General features: G+C 42.0%; 19 protein-coding genes. 11 read left to right on the top strand and 8 right to left on the bottom strand.

Annotated features, from left to right (window positions below; genetic code table 11):
* Positions 1-55 precede the first annotated feature (55 nt).
* From ACT3ID_RS03480 to ACT3ID_RS03455, 6 genes are all read left to right on the top strand, one after another.
* Positions 56-568, top strand: coding sequence for a hypothetical protein (locus ACT3ID_RS03480; protein WP_491540600.1), 513 nt, complete (start codon positions 56-58; stop codon positions 566-568).
* A 9-nt stretch (positions 569-577) separates the two neighbouring features.
* Entirely contained in the window at positions 578-1,153 is a 576-nt protein-coding gene (locus tag ACT3ID_RS03475; protein WP_491540599.1) for a hypothetical protein, read from the top strand.
* 98 nt (positions 1,154-1,251) lie between these two features.
* Positions 1,252-1,671, top strand: a complete 420-nt coding sequence (locus ACT3ID_RS03470) for a hypothetical protein (RefSeq protein WP_491540598.1) — start codon at positions 1,252-1,254, stop codon at positions 1,669-1,671.
* Positions 1,672-2,344: 673 nt separating this feature from the next.
* Positions 2,345-2,881 (top strand): DUF4402 domain-containing protein, encoded by a 537-nt coding sequence (locus ACT3ID_RS03465; RefSeq protein ID WP_491540597.1) that lies wholly within the window; start codon positions 2,345-2,347, stop codon positions 2,879-2,881.
* A 103-nt stretch (positions 2,882-2,984) separates the two neighbouring features.
* Positions 2,985-3,815, top strand: a complete 831-nt coding sequence (locus tag ACT3ID_RS03460) for a fimbrial biogenesis chaperone (protein ID WP_491540596.1) — start codon at positions 2,985-2,987, stop codon at positions 3,813-3,815.
* 1 nt (position 3,816) lies between these two features.
* Positions 3,817-7,503: an SPOR domain-containing protein gene (locus ACT3ID_RS03455; RefSeq protein ID WP_491540595.1), complete on the top strand. Its 3,687-nt coding sequence runs from the start codon at positions 3,817-3,819 to the stop codon at positions 7,501-7,503.
* A 466-nt stretch (positions 7,504-7,969) separates the two neighbouring features.
* On the opposite strand, the gene ACT3ID_RS03450 is transcribed toward ACT3ID_RS03455, so the two are convergent.
* From ACT3ID_RS03450 to alaS, 4 genes are all read right to left on the bottom strand, one after another.
* The gene (locus tag ACT3ID_RS03450) at positions 7,970-9,217 is read right to left on the bottom strand and encodes a pyruvate dehydrogenase complex dihydrolipoamide acetyltransferase (RefSeq protein WP_491540594.1); all 1,248 of its coding nucleotides are present in this window, start codon (positions 9,215-9,217) and stop codon (positions 7,970-7,972) included.
* Positions 9,218-9,243: 26 nt separating this feature from the next.
* On the bottom strand, positions 9,244-10,227 hold the full coding sequence (locus ACT3ID_RS03445) for a pyruvate dehydrogenase complex E1 component subunit beta (protein ID WP_491540593.1): 984 nt from the start codon (positions 10,225-10,227) through the stop codon (positions 9,244-9,246).
* Positions 10,228-10,353: 126 nt separating this feature from the next.
* Positions 10,354-11,460: a pyruvate dehydrogenase (acetyl-transferring) E1 component subunit alpha gene (pdhA, locus tag ACT3ID_RS03440; protein ID WP_491540592.1), complete on the bottom strand. Its 1,107-nt coding sequence runs from the start codon at positions 11,458-11,460 to the stop codon at positions 10,354-10,356.
* Positions 11,461-11,662: 202 nt separating this feature from the next.
* On the bottom strand, positions 11,663-14,335 hold the full coding sequence (alaS, locus tag ACT3ID_RS03435) for an alanine--tRNA ligase (RefSeq protein ID WP_491540591.1): 2,673 nt from the start codon (positions 14,333-14,335) through the stop codon (positions 11,663-11,665).
* 169 nt (positions 14,336-14,504) lie between these two features.
* On the opposite strand from alaS, the gene ACT3ID_RS03430 reads away from it, so the two are divergent.
* A complete protein-coding gene (locus tag ACT3ID_RS03430) occupies positions 14,505-15,083 on the top strand; it encodes a DUF502 domain-containing protein (protein ID WP_491540590.1) in 579 nt (192 codons plus the stop codon).
* 121 nt (positions 15,084-15,204) lie between these two features.
* On the opposite strand, the gene ACT3ID_RS03425 is transcribed toward ACT3ID_RS03430, so the two are convergent.
* From ACT3ID_RS03425 to ACT3ID_RS03410, 4 genes are all read right to left on the bottom strand, one after another.
* Positions 15,205-16,131: a ferredoxin reductase domain-containing protein gene (locus ACT3ID_RS03425; RefSeq protein WP_491540589.1), complete on the bottom strand. Its 927-nt coding sequence runs from the start codon at positions 16,129-16,131 to the stop codon at positions 15,205-15,207.
* Between the two features lie 162 nt (positions 16,132-16,293).
* Positions 16,294-16,938 carry an outer membrane protein gene (locus ACT3ID_RS03420; protein WP_491540588.1) on the bottom strand — a complete coding sequence of 215 codons (645 nt, stop codon included), beginning with the start codon at positions 16,936-16,938 and terminating at the stop codon, positions 16,294-16,296.
* Positions 16,939-17,010: 72 nt separating this feature from the next.
* Complete coding sequence (locus ACT3ID_RS03415) at positions 17,011-17,712, bottom strand: hypothetical protein (protein WP_491540587.1); 702 nt, start codon at positions 17,710-17,712, stop codon at positions 17,011-17,013.
* Positions 17,713-17,782: 70 nt separating this feature from the next.
* Positions 17,783-18,172 (bottom strand): response regulator, encoded by a 390-nt coding sequence (locus tag ACT3ID_RS03410; RefSeq protein ID WP_491540586.1) that lies wholly within the window; start codon positions 18,170-18,172, stop codon positions 17,783-17,785.
* Positions 18,173-18,409: 237 nt separating this feature from the next.
* Between ACT3ID_RS03410 and ACT3ID_RS03405 the strand changes: the two genes are divergently transcribed.
* The 4 genes from ACT3ID_RS03405 to ACT3ID_RS03390 all read left to right on the top strand — a co-directional run bounded on the left by ACT3ID_RS03405 (position 18,410) and on the right by ACT3ID_RS03390 (position 23,594).
* Complete coding sequence (locus ACT3ID_RS03405; RefSeq protein WP_491540585.1) at positions 18,410-18,874, top strand: NfeD family protein; 465 nt, start codon at positions 18,410-18,412, stop codon at positions 18,872-18,874.
* Between the two features lie 80 nt (positions 18,875-18,954).
* Positions 18,955-19,902: an SPFH domain-containing protein gene (locus ACT3ID_RS03400; RefSeq protein ID WP_491540584.1), complete on the top strand. Its 948-nt coding sequence runs from the start codon at positions 18,955-18,957 to the stop codon at positions 19,900-19,902.
* Positions 19,899-20,840 carry an SPFH domain-containing protein gene (locus ACT3ID_RS03395; RefSeq protein ID WP_491540583.1) on the top strand — a complete coding sequence of 314 codons (942 nt, stop codon included), beginning with the start codon at positions 19,899-19,901 and terminating at the stop codon, positions 20,838-20,840. The genes ACT3ID_RS03400 and ACT3ID_RS03395 overlap by 4 nt, the downstream gene beginning before the upstream one ends.
* A gap of 315 nt (positions 20,841-21,155) precedes the next feature.
* On the top strand, positions 21,156-23,594 hold the full coding sequence (locus tag ACT3ID_RS03390; protein ID WP_491540582.1) for an AAA family ATPase: 2,439 nt from the start codon (positions 21,156-21,158) through the stop codon (positions 23,592-23,594).
* Positions 23,595-23,596: the final 2 nt, after the last annotated feature.

The raw sequence follows: 23,596 nt of genomic DNA, 5'->3' as shown, positions 1-23,596 counted from the left end.
TTTAGTTACTTATAATTGTTGATAATTTCACGGCAAAGGCATCATTCCAAATTCTATGAAGAAAGCGTTACTTATTCTTGGTGTTATATTCTTTTACGTTTTGTTCCCATTCCAATTAATAGCTCAAAGTGGAAATAATTCACACAGCGTAAATATCGAGGTTAACGCTCGTGTCATAGAAAGTATAAATATGACAACCATCCGGGATATGCGCTTTGGAGATGTTCAACCAGGTCAGGAAGAAATAGATATTTCTCCTGTTAATGATCCAACTGCTGGAAAGATGGTTGCCACCGGTATGCCTGAAGCCCGAATCCGCGTCAGTTTTTTACGAGAGTGGAAACTGACAAACGATCGCGGCGGGCAATCACTAACTTTTTTCTATAGAGTAGCAGGTAATACAAGTGACGATCAAAATACAGCTGAACTGTTGCAAACCGATAACAGGGATCTGTATTTTAACGCTGACGGTGAATTTTATTTCTGGGTTGGAGGACGTGTGGACATTACAAACGCTTCACCCGGTAATTATGAGGGAGAATTTACAATTGAAATTGAGTATATCTAATCATTATAAATGAAGCATTCTTTCATTGTCATACTTGTTTTCTTTGTGATTTCCGGAGCATCGAATGCCCAGGAAATTAATTTCGGCAAATATGCTACCGAAGGTATCGTGCTTACTAATGAAAGTCCTCATTCCGGGGCGTTGGACTTTGGACAAGTTATTGAAGGAGACGGAATAGTAAGTATAAAACTGACTGACCCGGAGGTTGTAGTATTTAGCATCGAGGCAGAAATTGATAAAGATGTTTTTGTTACGATTACTCCTCCCAGCGAATTGGTCTACGATGTTGATAACAAAATGAGTTATATATTTAAGGCAGCCTATTCAAACAAAGGAAACGATAATAAAGCTCAGGCCCGGATCATCAGCGGTACCAGTGTACGTTTTCCCGTATTAGCACGCGAGAACAAACCGCCCAGCCCTCCCCCTACTCCCAAAGACAATAGTTCCACAACGCCAACAACTAAAGCTTATCTATATATTTATGGAGATTTGGATGTCAGCAATACCGAAGGAGGAAGCCTTGCCGCCGGGATGTACACCGGTACTATAGATATTTCTGTCAGCTATGAAGAACAAAACTGATGAAGAAAATATTTTTATTCCTTATATCATCCCTTTTAATCACCCCTATCGGATTGCAGGCTCAGTTTATACACTTTCAAATGAGTGTGGAATCGGAAATGAGTACCGACGTAGTGCAAAATCTGAACTTTGGTAATTTTATTACAGATTCCGGAGAACAGCAGATTGAAAAAGGAAGTCCTAATATGGGTATTTTTAAAATCCGGGGGCTGCGAACACAAACTGTGGCCGTTACCCTCAACCTTCCAAAAGAACTCCAGCATTCCAATCCCGATATCCAACAGAGTATCCCCATCACGCTTGAAGCCTCCTATACTAACGGCATAGACGATATTAACCAATCACTTCCTTTTTCCGGTAACAGGGCATGGTTTATGATAGGTGGTGAAGATAGTCCGTTTTCTAAGAAACAACCGTGGCAATCAGCTTACGTGTATATCTACGGCAATATTTCCATTGGCGACATACCTGAGGGGACGTATGACGGAACGCTGGTGCTAACGGTGGAATACCAATAAGAATGGGAATATCGAATAATGAAGAAGTAATGTTGAATGATGAATGAATTGCTGTACTTTTGTCAGTAATCTGAATGATTACAGCCGCTGGTATCATCCAGAGGCAAATTCGTATCTTTTTGCCGTACGAGATTGCGGATCAGGGTCCGCAATGAAGTCATTTGGTGAATTGCATAATGTATAGCCAGCTAAAAAAAGATGCCAGATAAGAAAATTTTGGCAGAGCATCTGATACTGGCAAGAGCAAAAAAACCCACCTCGACGTCATCCAGCACCACAATGCGGGATCTCGCGCGGCAGGGGAAGAACGAGATAAGCGGGTGCTTTACCAACGACTCGTATGACCCAAGCTGATTCCCCGGCGGGGGGGTGCTGCTATGAGATTAGGGATCAAATCCCATTGATGACTTATTTCAGTAGTTCAATCGATAGTTGTCTACCAGAAGTTGCTATCGATGGTTGGTGCCCACCGGCTTTGCAGTGATTATAATTTTTTAATAAAGTTGCCTTTTAAAGGATGCAAATCGTTGTTAAGGCTGGTTGAAAGCTTATCAAATCAACCGCCTGCTGTCAGTTTTAGTTAAATTAAAAGGTTCTAACTTGGGCTATGTAATAAAACTGGTTAATTTCTTGTAGCAAAAAAACGACGGCTAATTATCTACAGGAAACTACTATGAAACGATTTATACTCATAACATTAACGGCTTTTTTAGTACTTGGAATTTTTTCTACAGTAACTTTTGCTCAGGAAACCGGCACTCATGAAGCTACTGCTAATGTTCTACAGCAGTTAAATGTAGCAAGCCAAACAGTGTTAGACTTTGGTGATGTAGCACCCGGCACGAATAAAACAGTTAACGCTAATGGAAGTAATAACGACACTGATGTAGCAGTGGGAGAATTTACAGTCAGTGGTTCGGGCGGGGCCGATGTAACATTAGATTTCACTACCCTTGATAATCTTACAGATGGTTCTGGCAATACTCTGACTATTGATTACGCAAGTTCCAGCTATGCACTTTGGTCAACAGATGGTGATAATACGACAGGTGCGGATAACACTACTTTCGATCCCACTACTGCTACACCAACCGCAACGTTGGATAGCGACGGTATTTCAGTCTTCATTGGAGGAGAAGCCCAACCAACTAATACACAACCAAGTGGTAGTTATTCTGGAACTGTTACTCTAAGTGCTACTTATAATTAATATTATTGAAATTTTCTTTTTAAAAACCATGGCTGCGAAAGTGGTCATGGTTTTTTTATAGAAATTTATTAGGTTGGGGCAAATTTAGAATTTATCATGCGTTATGGCTAGAAAGATTTCATCTCTAGTATTCTTTTTGCTTTTTATCTTCTGTCTGAAAGGCGCTGTTGCCCAAATCACCATCGCTCCTATAATGCTATTTCTGGATGAGCAAAACCGGTTTGGTACACTGATGGTTATGAACGGTTCAGAACAGGTTCAGGAAGTTTCCATTGAGTTTCCATTCGGATATCCGATCACTGATGAGCAGGGACAAACCCAGATGGTTTACGATGATAGTACTACGGCTGAAGAATGGGGGATCAGCGACGCCATCCGCGGCTTCCCACAAAACTTCACACTGCAGCCGGGAGAACGACAAGTTGTCCGCCTTACGATTCGCCCAAAGGAATTTCAGGATGGCATGTATTGGTCGCGCATCAGAACTACATCCAATCCACAATCTCCACCGGTTGGCGAAACAGCAGACGATGAAATAACCACGCAGATCACCTACAAATTTGAACAAGTCACCACTGTCTTTTACAAACACGGAGATGTCAACACGGGTCTGGAAATAAAAGATATTACGGCCGAACAAAACAGCGAAGCAGTAGAAGTTATTGCCGATGTCAGCCGAACAGGCAATGCCCCGTTTCTGGGGAGCATCGAATTAACTGTCAGAGATCAGCAGGGGAATACGGTAGCAGAAAAAAGAACTTCCACTTCTATCTATTTTGACTACCGTCAGGTTTTTGAACTCAACAGAAGTGAACTTTCTCCGGGTGAATACGAAGCGGAAGTTGAATATATCTCACAGCGAAACGATATCCCCCGATCCGACTTGGTTCAAACGGATCCAATAAAAGAATCGATAAACTTCACGGTCCAGTGAATTGCGCAGGCAGTGGTCAGCAATACTATTAACATCCCTCCTTTTCATTATTCCGCTCCAGTTATGGGGCTGGAATAACTCACCTCCTGTTTCATTTAATGAAGAAGAACCAGAAGAAGTTTTTCTTACTTTTAATTACCAGAATCTTTTCAACAAGGTTGTCATTGCATTATATGATGATGGAGAATTCTATCTGCCGGTCTCCGATATATTTTCGTCATTGAAAATACCTCATGAAGTAAGTGTAAGTCCGCCGGTTATTTCCGGTTCTTACCTGGAAGCAAAAAATACCTTTCAGCTAAATTTCAGGGATTATAACATTCAACTCGAAAGTAAAGGAGAGTTTTCATTCAATGCGGATCAAATGTTGATCCGGGAGACTGATTTCTATGTGAAACTGGAAATATTTAAAAAGATTTTTGATCTGGATTTTTCGGTGGACTTTAATAATCTGTTATTGCAGCTGGAAACGGAATATGATCTGCCGGTTGTAAAAGAACACCAACGGGCACAAGAGCGAGAGAGACAAGATCGTTATACCCTGCGGGAGGATTACTATGATCTGGAATTCGATCGGGATCGAAAACTCTTTGCAGGTGGCTTTCTTGACTATTCCCTGTCAGCTAATGTGAATTCGGAGGATAATTTTTATACGTATAATACCAGACTTGGAACCGAGTTTTTGGGTGGTGATCTGCAGGGTAATGCTTTCGGCAGCTATTCTGTAAACACTTCAAACTTTATTACGGATAATTTCCGCTGGCGTTATGCATGGCGCGACAATAATGCCATATCACAAGTGCAGGTAGGTCAGTCAAATTCTGACGGTTTATTTAGCAGGAGATTTTTAGGTGTCAGTATTTCGAATGAGCCCATTGAGCCTCGTTATGTCTTTGATGAAATGGAAATTGAAGGAAATGCAGAACCCGGCTCCGAGGTTGAACTCTACTTCAATGATGCTCTCTACGACTACTCAGAGATAAATGAAAACGGTCGTTATCGATTTTTAGCCCCCCTTACCTATGGCAGCTCTCGGCTGAATCTTAGAATATACGATCCTGCCGGAGGCGTGCGGGAAATTTCTCGGCGCATTCAGGTGCCTTTTAATTTTCTAAAACCTGGTGAGCTAAATTATAATCTTAATGCCGGACAACTTGAAAATCCTATTTTTGGCAGTACAGAGCGGGGAAACATAGCACAGGGTGATGTTTCTTACGGTCTTACGAATTGGCTGACCCAAAAAGTTGGAGTTGAGTATCTCGACCAATTTTCCGATCAATCACCTCTCGTTTACGGCTCAACTTCGGCTCGTTTATTTAAAGAATATCTGTTTAACGCAGATATAGCTCCCAGCACATTTTATCGTTTTTCAACCAACGCTATCTATCCGTCTTCCGCCAGCTGGAATTTAACATATTCTTATTATACTGACAGGGGGATTTATAACAGTTTGGATAGTGAGCAGGAGATTTCGGGTAATGTATACTTACCTTTTAACATTTTTGGAGTATCTACCAATATTCGTCTGCTGGGAAATCATGTCATCCAGGAAAACTCCCAGCCTACTCGCTATAGTGTTGATCTGAATACTCGGCTGGATCGTTTAAATCTACGGCTTCGCTATTCCGATCTACAATCAGGCGACTTCAACCTAAGACCCTCATCTTCCTCAGAACTCACTACGGCGGCGACTTATTATGTGGGACGGTCCTCTTCCCTGCCTTCTGTCATGGAAGGCACTTTTTTCAGAGGACAGCTAAGGTATAATCCCAACTTATCTGAACTTATCCAATCGGATCTGCAGATCTCACGAAATATATTTGAGAGTGGTCGTCTTCAGGCTTCTTTCAGCAGAAATTTCCGGGGTGGGTTTAATCTCTTTAGTCTGGGTCTGACGATAGATTTAAAAGGTACTCGTACTTCTTCTACTGTTCGAAGCTCACGAGATGGCACCTCCGTAACTCAAAATATTTTGGGCTCTATAGGATACGACAGCAATGCTAAGAACACCATTTTTTCCAACCGCCAACAGGTAGGTCGGGCAGCCACAGCCGTTCGACTTTATGTGGATGAAAACAACTCTGGCACTTATGATTCCGATGAACAGATCATAAAAGATAATGCTGTGCGTATTGGTCGTTCAGGAGTCACAAATATGGATGACAGCGGTATTATTTATCTGAGTCAGCTACAGGCCTATAACAGGATGAACCTGGAGATCAATCAATCGGCTATTAAGAATCCAATGTTGGTCCCTAAAATCGATAATTTCTCAATCGTTACCGATCCTAATCAGTATAAACCGATAAACATACCTTTTTATACCTCCGGTGTTATATCAGGAAAAGTTATAGAAAAGCAAAAAGGAAAAACACGTCCGCTGTCGGGGCTTAGAGTGTATCTGGAGGCGAAAGGCGATTCCTTCACAGAAGAGATGCAAACGTTCAACGATGGAACCTTTTATGCCTATGAAATCCCTCCCGACTCATATCATTTATATATCGATCGAAAACAACTGACATTTTTGGGGGCCGAGTCACAGCCAGATACCATGAATGTAGAAGTAGAAAGCCTGGCAGAAGGAGACTTTGTCGAAGGGCTTGATTTTACCGTTACGCCGATAGCTAGTGACACTTCTTCCCCTGATACTTCCACTACCCAAAGAGCAAAAAACCGTTCAAAGGAAGAAGATATTAGCAATAAAGAGTTCTTTTATGAAATACAACTGGCCAGCTTTTATTCCCGAAAAAAAGCCAAACAGATGGCTATGGAGGCTGCAAATCGATTAGGTGGATCTTTTAGTGTGGTGCAAAACAGTAAGAATGGTATGTTTGCCATTCGCAGTCTTCCCTATTCCAATCAAGAGGAAGCAACGGAATCGATAATCTCATTTCACAATAGTTCCTTTAAAAGTGCAGCCTTAGTAACTGTAAGTAATTCCAAAAAATCAGATCTGGACGAGAGAAAATTTATCCAGATTGGAGCCTTCAGCACTAAAGAAAGAGCTGAAAAATTCGCAAAGCAATCTGTTGAAAAACTCAAATATGAAACGGCAATAACATACCACAAAGAATCAGAACTTTACAAGGTTTATCTGAACGAACATTTTTCAAATGATGAAGAACTAAAAAATCAGATAAACTCTGTCAGGAATATATATTCCTATGAAAATACTTTTATCAATGAAGACAATCAGATCCAGATTGCCGCTTTTAAAAACGAACTTTCTGCTAAAGATTATGCACGTATTTCCGCTAACATTCTTAATATGAAAACTGATCTTTCATTTAACGCACAAGATCAATTATACAAAGTGTATATAGATGAATCCTTTTCAGATATTGCAGAGCGAAAGAATATGCTGACACGGATCCGAAATACCCGATCCCCTTACCAAAATGCTTTTGTCTCAATTTTCAATAATTTTCAAGATCAGAGTAACTTACCTACAGTAAGAGAAATGGACTTTAAGTACCAGATTCAAGTTAATAATATCACCAATGAGTCAGCAAAAACAGCTATTGCTTCAATACTTGAAGGATATTCTAATGTTAAGTTAAAACGTACAGAAGAAGATATGATTATTTTTGATAATATTCCCTCATGGAGACAGGCACAAGATCTACAGCAAAAACTTTCTAAAATACCTTCCGTCGGTCACCCGCTAATAATCCTAGTGGAGGAATGATGTTACACAAAAATGAACAGCACACTTCTGCTGTAAGGAGACTTACTAAACTTTCTATACTTACTTGCTATTCTGCAGTGAATAATCAGATCTTCCCTATAACAATGAAAATCTAACTCACGGAATTTAACAGAGTGGGTATTTATCACAGAGGTACGCGGAGGTATCACAGAGTTGCCCAGAGAAAGGCTCATCTCTACTCTAGCCAAAACCAATCTCCCTACATTATCCTGCCGATTTATTATTAAGAGCTCCTTAATTACGATGACTTAAAAATTCTCCCCTTACAAAAGGGGAGATGTAAGAGGGGTTGTTAAAAAAACAAATAATCTAGATCCTGTTATGCATATAATGGCAAAAGTCTCATAAATTAGAAGGCTGGGGTACTATACCACAGAGGTACACAGAGGTCACCGCAGAGATACATTGAGAAAACCTGTCCATATCTTTCAGCTCACAGGTAATTTTAAAGAACCATTCCCAGCGGATTTTCCAGTATACTTTTTAGCGTATTCAAGAACTGAGCCGCACTAACACCATCCACGATGCGGTGATCACTGGAAAGCGTTACTTTCATCCTTTTGCCCGGGACAATTTCTCCGTTCTCTACAACGGGCACATCTCGAATGGCACCAACAGCCAATATACAAGCGTTGGGCGGATTAATAATAGCGGTGAATTCTTCTATACCGAACATTCCGAGATTACTTACCGTAAATGTGCTTCCTTCCATCTGTTCAGGAGCTAAATCACGGTTTCGGGCTTTTTCGGCCAACTCTTTGCCTTCAGCAGCAATCTGCTGTAATCCTTTCTGATCGGTATTATTAATAACAGGAGTAACCAATCCTTCTTCAATACCTACGGCCACCGCAATATTTACATCTCCGTGTTCAATGATTTTATCGCCTTTCCACGAGCTGTTAATATCGGGATGCTTGCGAAGTGCCGTAGCACACGCCTTAACAACAATATCATTAAAGCTGATCTTGGTATCACTGATTTCATTAAGTTTCTTACGGGCATCCCACACCGGCTCCATATCAATGTCCATGGTTTCATAATAGTGCGGACTGCTAAACTTGCTCTCAGACAGTCGACGCGCAATAGTTTTGCGCATTTGCGAAACGCGGTGCTCTTTATCTTCTCGGGAAACCGTAGGTGCTGCCGGAGCCTTTGAATGCTCATACGATTCAATATCACGTTTGATAATACGCCCACCAGGACCGCTGCCCTTCACATCCGAAAGCGAAATACCCTGCTCCTCGGCCATATTCCGGGCAAGTGGAGACGCTTTAATACGTCCATCCTCCCCTTCAACATCATCTAAAGCAGGTTCATAATCTTTTTCCTGTTCTTTTGTCTCCTCTTCCGAAGTTTCTTCTTCAACCGCCTCATCTTCGGTAGGCGCCTCTTCTTTAGGTGCTGCTTCACCGGATCCGGACTCTGCTTCTTCAAGAATATCGCTAATATCTTCGTCCTCTTCTCCGATTACCGCCATTAACTGACCAAGTGGAACAGCATCTCCCTCTTCGACAAGAATTTTCAAAATGGTCCCCGAATCAAATACCTCTACTTCCATTGTGGCCTTATCGGTTTCCACTTCGGCAATAATATCGCCGGATTCTACTTTATCTCCTTCTTCAACATTCCACTTCGCGATAACGCCTTCTTCCATCGTATCGCTGAGCTTGGGCATTTCAACCTTAACTGCCATAGTAATTAATAATTTATGAGTTTAAATTACTTGCGATAAGTTACGGTATTAACCGCATCAATAACCTGCTGGGCATCGGGTAGCCACTTATCAAATAAATTTTTCGCAAAAGGCGCGTTAGTGTCAGGAAGCGTTACGCGTTGGACTGGAGCATCCATATAATCAAACGCCTCGCGCTGAATCAAATAACCAACTTCTGCTGCCAACCCGCCAAAAGGATGGGCTTCATCCACAACTACACACCGATTTGTTTTTTGAATTGATTTTACAATCGTTTCAATATCCAGCGGTTTGACCGTACGGGGATCAACTATTTCGACCTCTACATCCTCTTTTGCCAGCTGATTCGCCGCCTGCTTGGCCACGTGATACATCTTGCCGTGCGCTACGACCGTAACATCGCTTCCCTCACGCTTAACTTTTGCTTTTCCTATGGGGATGGTGTAATCATCCTCTTCAGAAACTTCGCCTTTCAATCCATACATCTGCTCCGACTCCATAAACAATACCGGATTATCATCCCGAATAGCCGATTTCAACAATCCTTTGGCGTCATCAGGCTCAGATGTATATATAACTTTCATCCCGGGAAAATGGGCATACATCGAATCATAAGAAACGGAATGCGTAGCACTTAACTGACCCGCCGAAGCATTGGGTCCCCGAAATACAATAGGAACATCAAACTGTCCCCCTGTCATGTAACGAGCTTTCGAGGCATGGTTGATGATCTGATCAGCTGCCAGCACGGCAAAATTAAACGTCATAAATTCAATAATCGGACGAAGGCCATTCATCGCAGCGCCGGTACCTATTCCGGCAAAACCCAATTCCGAAATCGGCGTATCGATCATTCGCTTCGGCCCATATTTATCTAAAAGACCTTCAGTAACTTTATAGGCGCCGTCGTACTCAGCGACCTCTTCGCCCATGACAAAAATATTTTCATCCCGACTCATCTCTTCGTCAATAGCAGCCCGGATTGCTTCTCTGAATTGTAGTTCAGCCATTTCTATTTATTAGTTCAAGGTTGTAATTCAAAAAAGATTATATCGGTTAAGAATTTTTATCCTTTCCTCACGATATAAGATGCAGGTTACAGGATAACTCGCATCCTGCATCTTGCATCCTGATGCCTAAGTATGAAATGGATAATCATCCTCTACAAACATATCGTCGTAGAGTGCATCCTCATCAGGAAATTCACTTTCTTCGGCAAATTCAATTGCTTCCATAACAGTATCTTCTACACCATTCTCAATTTCTTCAATCTTATCTTCATCAATGATATCCTCTTCTGTCAGATACCTTTTGATTCGCTCGATCGGATCCTGCTTTTCATACTCTTTGAGCTCTTCCTTAGTTCTGTATTTCATGGGATCCGACATTGAGTGGCCGCGATAACGATAGGTGCGAATTTCCAGCAGCCATGGCTCGGAATTTTCCCGGACATCCTCGGCAATCTCTTTCATCGTTTCATAAACGGTAAACACATCCATACCGTTAATAACCGCATTTTTCATACCATAACCTTCGGCACGTTCATAGAGCTCACCGACCGAGTGGCGATGTACCGCCGTACCCATTGCGTAGCCGTTATTTTCAATGGCATATATACATGGCAGCTCCCAGTTTTGACTCATATTCAAAGTCTCGTGAAACGCACCCTGATCCACAGCACCGTCACCTAAAAAACATGCTGTAACTCTATTATTCTGCTTGTATTTGTTGGCAAAAGCAATTCCCCCGCCGAGTGGAATATGTCCGCCTACAATTCCATAACCGCCCCAAAAATGATTCTCAGCTTTGGCAAAGTGCATCGATCCGCCCTTGCCTTTTGAACAGCCGGTTTTCTTGCCGTAAAGCTCGGCCATGCCCTCTTTAGGCGACACGCCGCGGACCAATCCCCAGCCGTGGTCGCGATAGGCGGTAATAATATCATCATCATCATTCAGGGCGTATACAGTTCCGGTAGAGATGGCTTCTTGCCCCATATAAAGATGAAGAAATCCACCAAATTTTCCTTTCTGATACATCTGCATAGCGCGCTCTTCAAACCGACGCTGCAGATACATCTGTTCAAACATATCCACTACGTCATCATCAGAAAGACCCAGTGAATCATGCTTCTTTTCAGTTGGTGATGGCAGCTCAGTACTTCGTACAATTTGTCCATTAGTACGAATACCGGTACCTGATGGGGTAAAAGTTACTTCTTCAGATTCTTTCTTTTTCTTAGCCATGATGTTACAGCGAATTTCGCCATTTCAGTTTAACCATTGAAATTACACAAAATAAGGGGCGGGAATATACTCAAAAATATCGAAGATTACAGAATTACAGGATCAGAGATTTTATAAACTATACATGTGATTTTTATGCTATAAATTGGTTCAAATGTCTGATAAAAAAGTAATATATGCATTACAAAACTTACCTTGATCCTTAGCCATTTATATGTTTGGTAATGATTTTATCAAGTTGATCAAACATCTCTTTCATCTTTTCGGGATTTCTTCCTCCCGCAGTTGCCAAGTTTGGCTGCCCGCCGCCACCGCCGCCCAGCATTTTACCAAGCTCTCCAACCAGACTACCGGCTTTAATATCTTTTTCTTTAATCAGATCATCGGTGACTGCAGCCGCAATATACACTTTACCCTGCTCTTGGTCTTTAGCTCCTAAAACAGTTATCGTCTCTTTCTTGCTCTTTTCAAGAGCCTCATATCCCAGCTGTTTGAGAAGGTCCATATCGGCATGAGTAATTTCGCCTGACACTAATTTGACGCCGCCATTCAGCTGACGAGGTTTGCTCATGTACTGATCCAGCTTTGCAAGACTCTGCTGGTGGCGCAGTCGTTCTACTTCTTTTTCGAGCTCCTTATTTTCTTCGATTAGCTGGTGAATATCACGCACCATATTCTCACTTTGACCAATTTCAGAACGAATTTTCTGGACCAGCTCGTTTTCGGATCGCAAGAATTTATCCACGCTTTCGCCCACACGAGCTTCAATTCTGCGAATACCGGCCGCGGCTGATGATTCATCCGTAAAACGGAAATAGCCAATTTCGCCGGTGGCATCGACATGTGTTCCGCCGCAGAGCTCCATCGAATAGTCGGGATCAAACGTGATAATACGCACCCGGTCTCCATATTGTTCTCCAAAAAGCATGGTTGCCCCACGCTCTTTGGCTTCTTCGATTGGTACTTCCCGCTCTTCTTCTTTGGGGATATTCTGCTGAATTCGCCGGTTGACGATCTCTTCGATTTCATTTAATTCTTTCAGGGAAATACGATCAAAATGGGAGAAGTCGAATCGCAGATGTTTCTCATCCACCAGCGAGCCCTTCTGATTTACATGATCGCCGAGCACCTGCTTTAAAGCGGCATGCACAAGATGAGTGGCCGTATGGTGTTTTCGAATCTCACGCCGGCGGTCACCGTCAACCATCGCCTCCCACTCTCCTTCGGGATTCTTTGGCAACCGATCCACAAAATGAACATATCCATCGGGCGATTTCTGCACATCGAGAACGCGAATGTGCTCCTCACCATCACTTATTATGCCTGTATCTGCTACTTGTCCACCACTCTCGGCATAAAATGGGGTTTTGTCTAATATAATAGCGTTACGATCATCATCTTTTCTCAATGCTCTGATACGGCTCCATGATGAGAGTGAATCGTATCCTATAAACTCAAAATCATCAGTATCCGTAACTGTTGTCCATTCATTTTGGGATGATTGATCAACGTTAAATTTACCAGCAGCGCGGGCACGCTCTTTCTGCTCCTGCATTCGCTCACTAAAACCCTCTGTATCGACATCGATACCGCGCTCCCTGGCCATCAGCTGGGTCAGATCTATAGGAAATCCGTATGTATCGTGCAGCTTAAAAGCGTTTTCACCGGAAATTTCACCCTCTTTTTCCGCCATCTCATTGAACAGCTCAATTCCCTGTCCCAACGTATTGAGGAAACTTTTTTCTTCGGATTGGATAACGTTCTTAACATAATCCTGCTGTTGTACCAGCACCGGAAAAACATCCTTAAACTGATCAGCAAGCGTGGGAACCAGTTTATGGAAAAACGGCTCTTTAAGATTTAGTTTATCCCAGCCATAACGGATTGCGCGCCGTAGTATTCGTCGGACCACAAAACCTCTGCCTTCATTGCCGGGCGATGCACCATCCGCAATCGAAAAGCTTACGGCACGGATGTGATCGGCAATCACCCGCATGGCGATATCGACCTTTTCATCCTGTCCGTAGGTAACATCGGCCAGCTCACCAATTTTATTGAGCAACGGCGTAAAGAGATCCGTATCATAATTTGATCGCTTGTCCTGAAGAACAGCACAAATTCGTTCAAATCCCATGCCGGTATCCACATGTTGAGCCGGCAGTTTTTCCAGTGACCCATCCGGCTGACGATTAAACTGGATAAATACGAGGTTCCATATCTCCATCACGCGGGGATCATCCATATTTACGAGTTCGGCCCCGTCTTTTTTCTGACGCTCTTCATCGGGACGTACATCGACATGTACTTCTGAACAGGGACCGCATGGGCCGGTATCTCCCATCTCCCAAAAGTTATCTTTTTTGTCAAACTTAAGAATATGGTCGGGATCGATGGAGGTCTCCTCTTTCCAGAGTTCAATTGATTCCTCATCCACCGGCAGTCCATCTTCATCATCTCCCTCAAAAACGGTGGCATAAAGGCGATCGGGCTCCAGCCCCCATTTATCAACCAAAAGTTCCCAAGCCCAGCGAATGGCTTCGCGTTTAAAATAATCGCCAAAAGACCAGTTACCCAGCATCTCAAAAAGAGTATGATGATACGTATCGTGGCCCACCTCTTCGAGATCGTTGTGTTTTCCACTCACGCGTATACAGCGCTGACTGTCCACTACCCGCTGCCAGATTTCACCTTCTTTTTCGTAGCCAGATTGTTCCCCCAGGAAAATAGGCTTAAACTGATTCATCCCCGCATTGGTAAACAACAGCGTGGGATCATTCTGGGGAACCACCGGCGCACTGGGCACAGTGATATGACCTTTTTCTTCAAAGAAATCTAAAAAATCTTGGCGAATTTCAGCAGAACTCTTCTGTGGCATTGAATTATAGTAGATTGAATTCCTTATTCTTAAGACCGTAGAAAATAGCAAAAATTCACGTTGAACTCACCTTCAAGATAAACTTTTCAAATCAGTTTGTTGTGCAACCGCCATTGCAATTATAACTTGTCCGCTCGGCTATTATTTTTTAAACAAATTTTTTCGACTCATGCGTACTGTTTTCAATAACTTTTTACGTGGACTGCTACTCGTCTTTCCAATCGGAGCTACAATTTATATTATCTTTTCAGCGGTTCGTTGGTCGAACAATGTCTTGAACGGCTTGTTATTCGAATGGCTGAACCTTGATATTCCCGGCCTTGGTATCATCACTGTTTTCTTTGGTATATCAGTCATAGGATATATTTTTTCCCGCGCCATCACTCGTCCTGTAGTCATCTACTTTGAACGTTTTTTACAACGCGTTCCCATTGTCAAGATTATTTATACCTCCCTGAAAGAACTCACAGAAGCATTTGTTGGTGATAAAAAAAGATTTAACAAACCAGTTCTGATTGATGTACGCGGGATGGAAGCAAAACGGCTTGGGTTTGTAACACAAAAAGATCTCTCGCAATTAGGTATCGATGATATGGTAGCTGTTTTCTGTCCGCATTCCTATAACTTTACAGGCAATCTCTATTTCATCCCATCACAAAATGTAACTCCCTTACACCTAAATTCTGCTGATGTGATGAAATATATTATATCGGGCGGAATCACGAATATATCTGAGACAAAAAATTGAAACCAAGTTGCTTGGCTATTTCCCAAAGATACTATGAAATCTAACTGGTTGGACAGGAACGCTGCATCTTACATCACTTAAAATCCTATCAGAAAAATCTAAGATATTTGTTCAATATTTCTTAGTAGACTTCCACAAATGTACGTGCTGAAGCTTTGACATATCTCTTCAGATCTTTTTCATTCCATTCAGAAGGTTTTTTGCCAGATGCCGGCTCTCTGATATCCAAATATTGATTCAATCCTTTTTTAGCCAACGTTCTGAAAATCCCGTTCTCCATTCCCTTTAGTCCACAGATATACATCAAGGTATTTTCTTTTTCCAACAGCGGATCCAGCAGTTCCGCCTTATCCCATAAACAGGTTTGCACATATTTTTTAGAGCCGTCTTTACGGCGGTCTTCTCTGGAAATATGCGGCAGATAATGAAAGTTGTCATGATCTTCGTCGAGGGATTCGAAGTAATCGGCATATAGTAAATCCGTTCGATAAGGGCATCCGAAAACAAGTACAATTTCATTTTCTATATTGGCTTCGAGCAGCTCCATAATCATACCACGATAAGGAGCAATTCCTGTCCCTGTAGCGAAGAAAATATAGTTGAAATCAGTAGCGTTTTCAGGCAGCAAGAATCGCCGGCCGCTTGGTCCCGTCATTTTTACTTTATCCCCGGGTTCCAGATCTGCCAAATAATTTGAGCAGACGCCCAAATAGAGTTCGTTATTTTCGAGCTCCTCAATTGTACGCTTAACAGTTGTCGAGATCAGATGCGAATTACCCCCCTCCCCTTTGGTTGGTGAAGCCACTGAATACAATCGAAGCTTGTAATCACGTCCATTCTCATTTTTGCCGGGTGGTAATATTCCTATTGACTGGCCAACACGAACGTGATCCACCAAATCTGTTCCCGATATATCAAAGGTAACATGTCGTACAAAGTTAGGACTGCTCTCTTTTGTGCATATCCTATTTTCAACGATCGGTACCTCCACTGGATCTTTGGGAGTGTAAATGTTTAATTCTACCTCAGGAAGCTTTATTTCCGGCATAAATGCTGCTTCAAATGCGTTATTTAGATCTAGTTTAAACGGCTTTGAATTTGTAAAGGTTATGCCAAAGAAACAAGTGAAAAATCATCCAAAGGATTCTTGAAAATAAAAAAGCCCGCCCGGAGTTGGGCAGGCTTATTTATCCTAAAAAACACCTTCGGGTTAGAAATAGAACATCAGACTAGCAGTGATTACATTTCCACTATAGTCCGCATCTTCCGGTGCATTTTCATTTTCGGGTGTAAGAAACAGATACCTATAATCGAAACCTAAAGCTGCGTTAGGACTCATGTTGAATTCCAATCCTAAACCTGCATGATATCCAAAATTAAATTCGCTGTCCCAGTCATCTACAAAGTCACCGTCAGCTTCATAGATGGTATAATAGGCTCCTACACCTCCAAGGGCATAAGGGGATATACCTTCAGCAGGTATAAATAGCATCAAAGAACCCGTAACAGGCACAAATTTGGTCTCATAGGTCTGATCAACACCGCCAATTTCTACGCCAGTCTCGGTTCCCGGTCGATATTCCACAGAACCCTCTAGTCCGACAACCTCGCTCATACGTGCTCTCATCTGAAGACCATAGTAAAAGCTTCCCTCATCAGCATCCTCCGCTGTATAATAGCCCAGACGCGGTCCTATTCCGAAGGCATTCTGAATTGTAGTATTTGTCGTAGTCTGTTGATAGGCAGATGTCTCATTCAAATTTTGATTTGAAACAGATTCGCTTAAACTCTGACTATTAGCATAAAAAGGCGTCAACAAGAAAATGAATATTGGAAGTATTAGTAGCTTCTTCATAAGAATCTTGATTTATTTCTACTTTTTCTCCTTATAGAATAAAAGCTCTAACATTGTTCCAATGTGCAACTACTATTGGTTGCTGATATGATAACGAATGATCTCTTCGATGGTCGGAAGTTCATCATTTTCCTCAACCAGTTTCTGCACTTCAGAAGTTTGAACGCCGGTATTTTTCAGTCGGATAAGCTCTTCCTTGGTGATATCGGTATACCCTAAGTCATGCATATTGCTGGTAAAATAGGCAGTTACATCATGTTGACGAAGCTCGATTAAATCATCGACTGTCAAATCGTATTCCAGCTCTTTCATCATAGCTGCAAATGTTGAAGAAACATCGTTCTGTCGAAGGCGCACGATCTGTTCCAAGGAAAGGTCTTCATATCCCAAATCACGCATTCTTGAGGTAAATGTAGCGGTTACTCCCTGCTGGCGGAGATCGATAAGGTCTTCGCGACTTAAGCCAGTATATCCCATCTCTTCCATCCATGTACCCATTCCCTGAAGCAGCTCTTCATTGGGTTGACTCATCCAGTTCTGCACAACTGTAAAAGGATTTTCTACCGTTGAAGGTGGGTTAATATATGTGATTCCCGCATAGAGAAGAAAAGCTCCCACAAACCCAGTGAACAGAATTTTTTTAAGCCAGCTGGGGGATGACAGTCCCGCTTGAAATAATCCATCGCCCTTTTTCCTCATTACGGGACGGGATAGCATATCATCCTGTTCTAAAGTTTTCAGGTCTTCCTTGAGCTTCTGAAACTTGGCTGTCATAATGCAATCTTTTTTATTTATGCATGCAATACGAATGAATCAGCCAAAAGATACATCCAATTTATAAAATTTACGAAGCCAAATTAAAAGAGCGGCTAAGATCTGATATGGTAATCGGTTTGGAAAGAAATTCAATATATTCCGTCTGTTTTATTTTCTCTTTTTCCAGGGCATCAGTATTTCCGGAAATATAGATTACTGGAATATCACTCATCTCGTGAATACGAGCCATCGCTTCAATACCATCTAACTCACCCTGCAGACGAATATCCATCAATATAAGATCTAGCTGTTGCTTCTGCACCACTGAAATTGCCTCTTCTCCCGAAACTACCTTATCAATCACTTGGTGACCGAGATTCCGCACCATACGTTCAAGAAGCAGAGCTATTATCATCTCATCTTCTACAATCAATACCTTTTTAGATCCTTCCATTATATTCTGTACAAAATTTGACATGCCTATTTTAATCACTGAAATAGCAAGAGTATTACAAGATGGAATTGTTACAAATTTTCAGGAATTTCTTACCAGATAAAATCTGCTGATGTTTCATTAAACATTATTATATCGGATCTTCTTTCATATTAAGTAACTATTTTTATAAATCAAGATCATTTAGGCGTTCAATAGATAATTGTCGTATTACTTTATTTTACCTATTATTTAAAAAATAATCACGATCGGGACCTATTGATGGATGCAGAAACACTGACAACAATATTTGTTATCGGGGGCGTAGCCCTTATGATTATTGAAACCTTAATTCCGGGCGGCGTCTCTTTTTTCCTGGGAGTTAGTGGGGTGTTGGTGGGAGTTCTGCGCTGGCTTGGTTTTCTGGAGGATCCTGTTACTGCAGCCATGACTTGGCTTCTCACTTCTGTAGCTCTTATTCTTGCCATGCGCCCCCTGCTAATGAAATACTGGGGCGGCGAAAGCAGCTACAAGTTAGCCAATGAAGACGTAGAGGCGATGGATCAAATTGTGGAGGTTATCGAGCCGGTAAACGCAGATGATAATTCCGGAAGAATTCGGTTCCAGGGGATTTCGTGGCAGGCCAGAACGATGGAAGGCAAAATTCCCGCCGGATCCAAAGCGAAAATTCGCTATCGTGACAATGTCACCTGGATTGTTGAGCCCCTTGATGAACTTGAAGAATAACATTCACAAAAAGCAATATATCCAAAGAGCTAATTAACCGTATCGATTATTTATTTCCATGCTAATTTAAAACTGATATCATGTGGACAACCATTCTTATTCTGATAGCCTTGGGCGTTTTTCTTTTTACCAAGGTGTTCATCATTGTGGAGATGCGCGAAGAAGTTATTCAGGAGCGGTTGGGTAAGTATATCAAAACACTGAAACCAGGGCTGCATTTTCTTATTCCTTTTGTAGACCGGGCAGCTTACAGCCAGGAGATGCGTGAGCAAGTTATTGATGTACCCAGCCAGACCTGCATTACCAAAGATAATATCGAAGTAGAAGTAGATGGTTTGGTATATGTTAAGGTGATGGATTCGTATAAAGCCAGTTATGGTATTGGCAATTATAAGTTAGCGGCCATTAACCTGGCACAAACAACAATGCGTAGCGAAATCGGAAAGATTACGCTTGATGATACTTTTTCGGAACGAGAGCAGATGAACGAAAATATTGTTCGTGAGATCGATAAGGCTTCTGATCCCTGGGGTATTAAAGTGCTGCGTTATGAAATACGCAATATTCGTCCTTCGGATAATCTGATTCATACGCTCGAAAAGCAGATGGAAGCCGAACGGGATAAACGCGCCGAAATTACCACTTCTACAGGAACCCGCGATTATAAAATTAACGAATCGCAGGGTGAACGGCAGGAGGCTATTCTGTTATCAGAAGCACAACGGCAAAAACGAATCAATGAAGCCAAAGGCAAAGCCAAGGAAATAGAGCTGATTGCCAAGGCCACCTCAAAAGGCATAAAGCGGATATCAGAAGCTATTGCAAAACCCGGTGGTGACCTGGCAGTAAAGACACAGCTTATTGAGCAGTTTATTGAACAGCTTGGGGATGTAATTGAGAAATCCAATGTATCGGTATTGCCTACCGAAACCGCAAACTTGAAAACATTTTTTGAAGGAGTAGAAAAGGTCAGCGACCATACTAATCCAGCATCAGCAACTACAAACACCAGGGGAGGACAACAATGATAGAACTCATCAGCCAGGGAGTACTCGGACTTCTATGTATTTATATACTTTTCAAATTCATCCAATCTATTCAACTTGTCCCAACACAACGAGCATACATCGTTGAGCGACTGGGAAACTATCATAAGACGCTTGGCCCCGGTTTTCATGCTTTGGTGCCCTTTTTTGACAAGGTAAAATATCGGCAGGATTTGCGTGAAGAAACCATCGAAGTTGAGCCACAGGAATGCTTTACCAAAGATAATGTAAAAGTAGAAGTTGACGGGGTGATATATCTGGCGGTTATTGATCCGGTAAACGCGAGTTATGGTGTTACCGATTATCGGTTTGCTGCCGTACAGCTGGCCCAGACTACAACCCGATCAATTATTGGTACTATGGATCTTGATGATACCTTCGAAGATCGGGCAATTATCAATAAAGAGGTTGTAAAGGTGCTCAGTGAAATGGAGCAGGCCTGGGGCATTCGGGTACTGCGCTATGAAATCAAAAATATTTATACGCCCAAGACGATCCAGAATGCGATGGAGCGCCAGATGACAGCCGAACGCGAGCGGCGTGCTACCATTGCAAAATCCGAAGGTATTATGCAATCAACTATTAATGATGCGGAGGGTGAGAAAAAGGAGATCATTAATAAGTCGGAAGGTGAAATGCAGCGACGCATCAATGAGGCCGAGGGTGTGGCTGAAGAAATTGAATCCCTGGCAGAAGCAACTGCTATTTCAATTGAAGAAATTGCAGATGCGCTCACTCAAGACAAAGGCAAAGAAGCCATGCAGATGCGGTTGGCGGAACGATATATCAGCCAGCTGTCAAAACTGGCCAATAAAAATAATGATGTGATTATTCCTAAAGATATTACCCATTACGATCAAATCATGAAGGGACTTTCATTGGATAAGATCTCCATTGTACCGGAAGATAAAGAGATATAATACTTAACTTAAGGCATAGACTGTGAAATAGGGACACGGGCCGCCCCATGTCCCTATATAATTCATTTTACATTTCTATCATCTGTATAAATCTTCACGTTTATCCTCAACATAAACAAGCCTTCTGTAAGATATTACTGAGTTTCCAGCTCTACTGGGATTCAAAAATTATCATTCCTGAATCTCCAAATGCTTATAAACAGGATTACCTCCTATCTTCACAAAAGTTTCTCTGTATAAAAAACAGTGGAACTTAAGTCCAAAGGCTGTCATTTAAGAAATACAGAAACAGAATTCGGACTAAAATTATTTACCGTGAAAAAACTTGAGAGAACAGTATTACGAAAAGCAAGTCCTATTGAACAGTTCGATTTTGAAACAACTGAAGAAGTTTCGAACCTCACTACGGTACTTGGTCAGGATCGACTAACCTCATCAATAGAGTTTGGGATGCAGATGGACCGTGAAGGCTATAATATTTTTGCACTCGGTCCAAACAAAACCGATAAACAGAGCCATATCCAGCAGTTTTTAGAAAAAGAATCACAGGATTCAGACACCCCCGAAGATCTTTGTTACGTCAATAATTTTGATGACCGATATAAACCCAAAGTTATTTCGTTACCTGCCGGTCGCGGACACGTTTTTGTAAAGAAAATGGATAAACTCATTGAAGAGCTGCCGCCCACTTTAAAATCAGCATTTGAGACCGAAGAATACCAAAACAGGCAGCAAGCGCTTCAGGATGAAGTTCAGGCGCAACAAGATCAAACATTCGAAGAGCTACAAAATAAAGCACGAGACCAGGGACTTGCATTAATGCGGACACCGGCCGGCTTCTCATTTACCCCTGTTAATGAAGAGGGCGATCCTTTAAACGAAAAAGAGGTGAAAGAGCTTTCTGAAGAAGAAAGAGAAGAATTGCAGCAAAAAACCAAAAAGCTGCAGGAAGAACTTCAGGATATTATTCGCAGAATGCCCGCCCAAAAGCGCAAGATGCGAGAAAAAAAGAAAGAACTGGACCAGGAAGTTGCCACCTTTGCAATCAAAGATTTATTTGAGGAAATCCGCAGTGAATTTTCGGATTTGGATACAGTCCAGGAGTTCCTGGACCGTGTAGAGATTGATGTAATAGAAAATGTACAGGCTATCTTGAGTAATCAAGAACAGCAGCAGGGACAAAGTCAGCTGGCCCAGTTGATGGGAGGCAAACAACAAAATCAACAAATGCCCTCTTCTTCAGGCAATCCGATACTGGATCGCTATCGTATAAATCTGCTTGTTGATAACAGTGAAACTGAAGGAGCTCCCGTTATTTATGAAGATAATCCCAGCTATAAAAACTTGACCGGTCGCGTGGAATACCAGTCGAAAATGGGAGCACTAACTACAAACTTCAATATGATAAAACCGGGAGCTTTGCACAAAGCAAACGGCGGCTACCTTATCCTAGATGCACGTCAGGTTCTGCTCGAACCTTTTGCGTGGGAAGGCCTAAAGCGAACACTCAAGTCTGGAAAACTTAAGATTGAATCGCTCGGCGAATCTTACAGCCTGATAAGTACCGTTTCTCTCGAGCCCGATCCTATCGATATCGATGTAAAAGTGATACTACTTGGTCAACGGTTACTTTATTATATGCTTTGTCAATTTGATCCTGACTTTCAAAAATTATTCAAGGTTGAGGCAGATTTTGAAGATGAAATAGACCGTTCCGAAAATAATGGGAAGTATGTCCAATTTATCACCGGTCTTATTCAAGAAAACGATCTAAGACATTTTGATAAACGGGCAGTGGCCAAGGTTATAGAACAGAGTTCACGAATGGTTGGTGATAATGAAAAGCTTTCTACCAAAACTGAAGAAGTAAAAGATCTGCTTGTCGAATCGCATCACTGGTCCACTCAAAATGGTCATGATATTGTCCGGGAGCAGGATGTGGAAAAAGCTATAGATCAACAAATATATCGTTCGGCCCGCATGCGTGATAAAGTGCAGGAATCTATTAATCGGGATTATATCTATATCGATACCAAAGGAGAAGTAGTAGGACAAGTCAATGGACTTTCGGTTATGCGGATTGGCAACCTCTCTTTCGGACGTCCCAACCGAATTACAGCACGGGTTCAGCTGGGCAAAGGAGAAATTATCAATATCGAACGGGAAGTTGATATGAGTGGTCCCATTCATTCAAAAGGAGTGCTGATCTTAAAAGGATATTTGGGTGAACGATATGCCCAGGATCGCCCGCTTTCTATGTCTGCAAGCCTCGTTTTTGAGCAGTCTTACTCTAACATTGATGGCGACAGCGCCTCGGCTGCCGAGCTATTTGCCTTACTTTCAGCCATCGGTAAAATCCCGCTTAAGCAATCTTTCAGCGTCACGGGCTCGGTTAACCAACACGGTAAGATACAACCGATCGGTGGAGTGAATGAAAAAATAGAGGGCTTCTTTGATGTTTGTAAAAAACGAGGACTTACCGGCAGTCAGGGAGTACTGATTCCCGAATCCAATGAAAAAAATCTGATGCTCCGCAACGACGTCTTGGATGCCGTCGATAATGATGATTTTAATATATATTCTATAAAGACTATTGAAGAAGGAATGGAGCTACTTACCGGTCTTGATATGGGCGAAGCCGATGAAAAGGGCAACTATCCCGAAGGAACTGTAAACTACAACATATCGAATGAGTTGGATCAACTGGCCGAAACACGGAAAATTTTTGCATCCACAGGAAACAATAAAGAGTAGTT

The sequence above is a fragment of the Fodinibius sp. GM108 genome, assembly GCF_058386985.1.
The sequence above is the reverse complement of the archived record's forward strand: the minus strand, read 5'-3'. Positions and strand labels throughout refer to the sequence as shown.

Excerpts from the sequence above, each read along its gene's own strand:
- ACT3ID_RS03400 (WP_491540584.1), top strand. The coding sequence starts at position 18,955 with ATGTGGACAACCATTCTTATTCTGATAGCCTTGGGCGTTTTTCTTTTT.
- ACT3ID_RS03420 (WP_491540588.1), bottom strand. The coding sequence starts at position 16,938 with ATGAAGAAGCTACTAATACTTCCAATATTCATTTTCTTGTTGACGCCT.
- ACT3ID_RS03460 (WP_491540596.1), top strand. The coding sequence starts at position 2,985 with ATGGCTAGAAAGATTTCATCTCTAGTATTCTTTTTGCTTTTTATCTTC.
- ACT3ID_RS03395 (WP_491540583.1), top strand. The coding sequence starts at position 19,899 with ATGATAGAACTCATCAGCCAGGGAGTACTCGGACTTCTATGTATTTAT.
- ACT3ID_RS03430 (WP_491540590.1), top strand. The coding sequence starts at position 14,505 with ATGCGTACTGTTTTCAATAACTTTTTACGTGGACTGCTACTCGTCTTT.
- ACT3ID_RS03450 (WP_491540594.1), bottom strand. The coding sequence starts at position 9,217 with ATGGCAGTTAAGGTTGAAATGCCCAAGCTCAGCGATACGATGGAAGAA.
- ACT3ID_RS03410 (WP_491540586.1), bottom strand. The coding sequence starts at position 18,172 with ATGTCAAATTTTGTACAGAATATAATGGAAGGATCTAAAAAGGTATTG.
- ACT3ID_RS03475 (WP_491540599.1), top strand. The coding sequence starts at position 578 with ATGAAGCATTCTTTCATTGTCATACTTGTTTTCTTTGTGATTTCCGGA.
- pdhA (WP_491540592.1), bottom strand. The coding sequence starts at position 11,460 with ATGGCTAAGAAAAAGAAAGAATCTGAAGAAGTAACTTTTACCCCATCA.
- ACT3ID_RS03480 (WP_491540600.1), top strand. The coding sequence starts at position 56 with ATGAAGAAAGCGTTACTTATTCTTGGTGTTATATTCTTTTACGTTTTG.
- alaS (WP_491540591.1), bottom strand. The coding sequence starts at position 14,335 with ATGCCACAGAAGAGTTCTGCTGAAATTCGCCAAGATTTTTTAGATTTC.
- ACT3ID_RS03465 (WP_491540597.1), top strand. The coding sequence starts at position 2,345 with ATGAAACGATTTATACTCATAACATTAACGGCTTTTTTAGTACTTGGA.
- ACT3ID_RS03445 (WP_491540593.1), bottom strand. The coding sequence starts at position 10,227 with ATGGCTGAACTACAATTCAGAGAAGCAATCCGGGCTGCTATTGACGAA.
- ACT3ID_RS03470 (WP_491540598.1), top strand. The coding sequence starts at position 1,252 with ATGAGTACCGACGTAGTGCAAAATCTGAACTTTGGTAATTTTATTACA.
- ACT3ID_RS03405 (WP_491540585.1), top strand. The coding sequence starts at position 18,410 with ATGGATGCAGAAACACTGACAACAATATTTGTTATCGGGGGCGTAGCC.
- ACT3ID_RS03415 (WP_491540587.1), bottom strand. The coding sequence starts at position 17,712 with ATGACAGCCAAGTTTCAGAAGCTCAAGGAAGACCTGAAAACTTTAGAA.
- ACT3ID_RS03425 (WP_491540589.1), bottom strand. The coding sequence starts at position 16,131 with ATGCCGGAAATAAAGCTTCCTGAGGTAGAATTAAACATTTACACTCCC.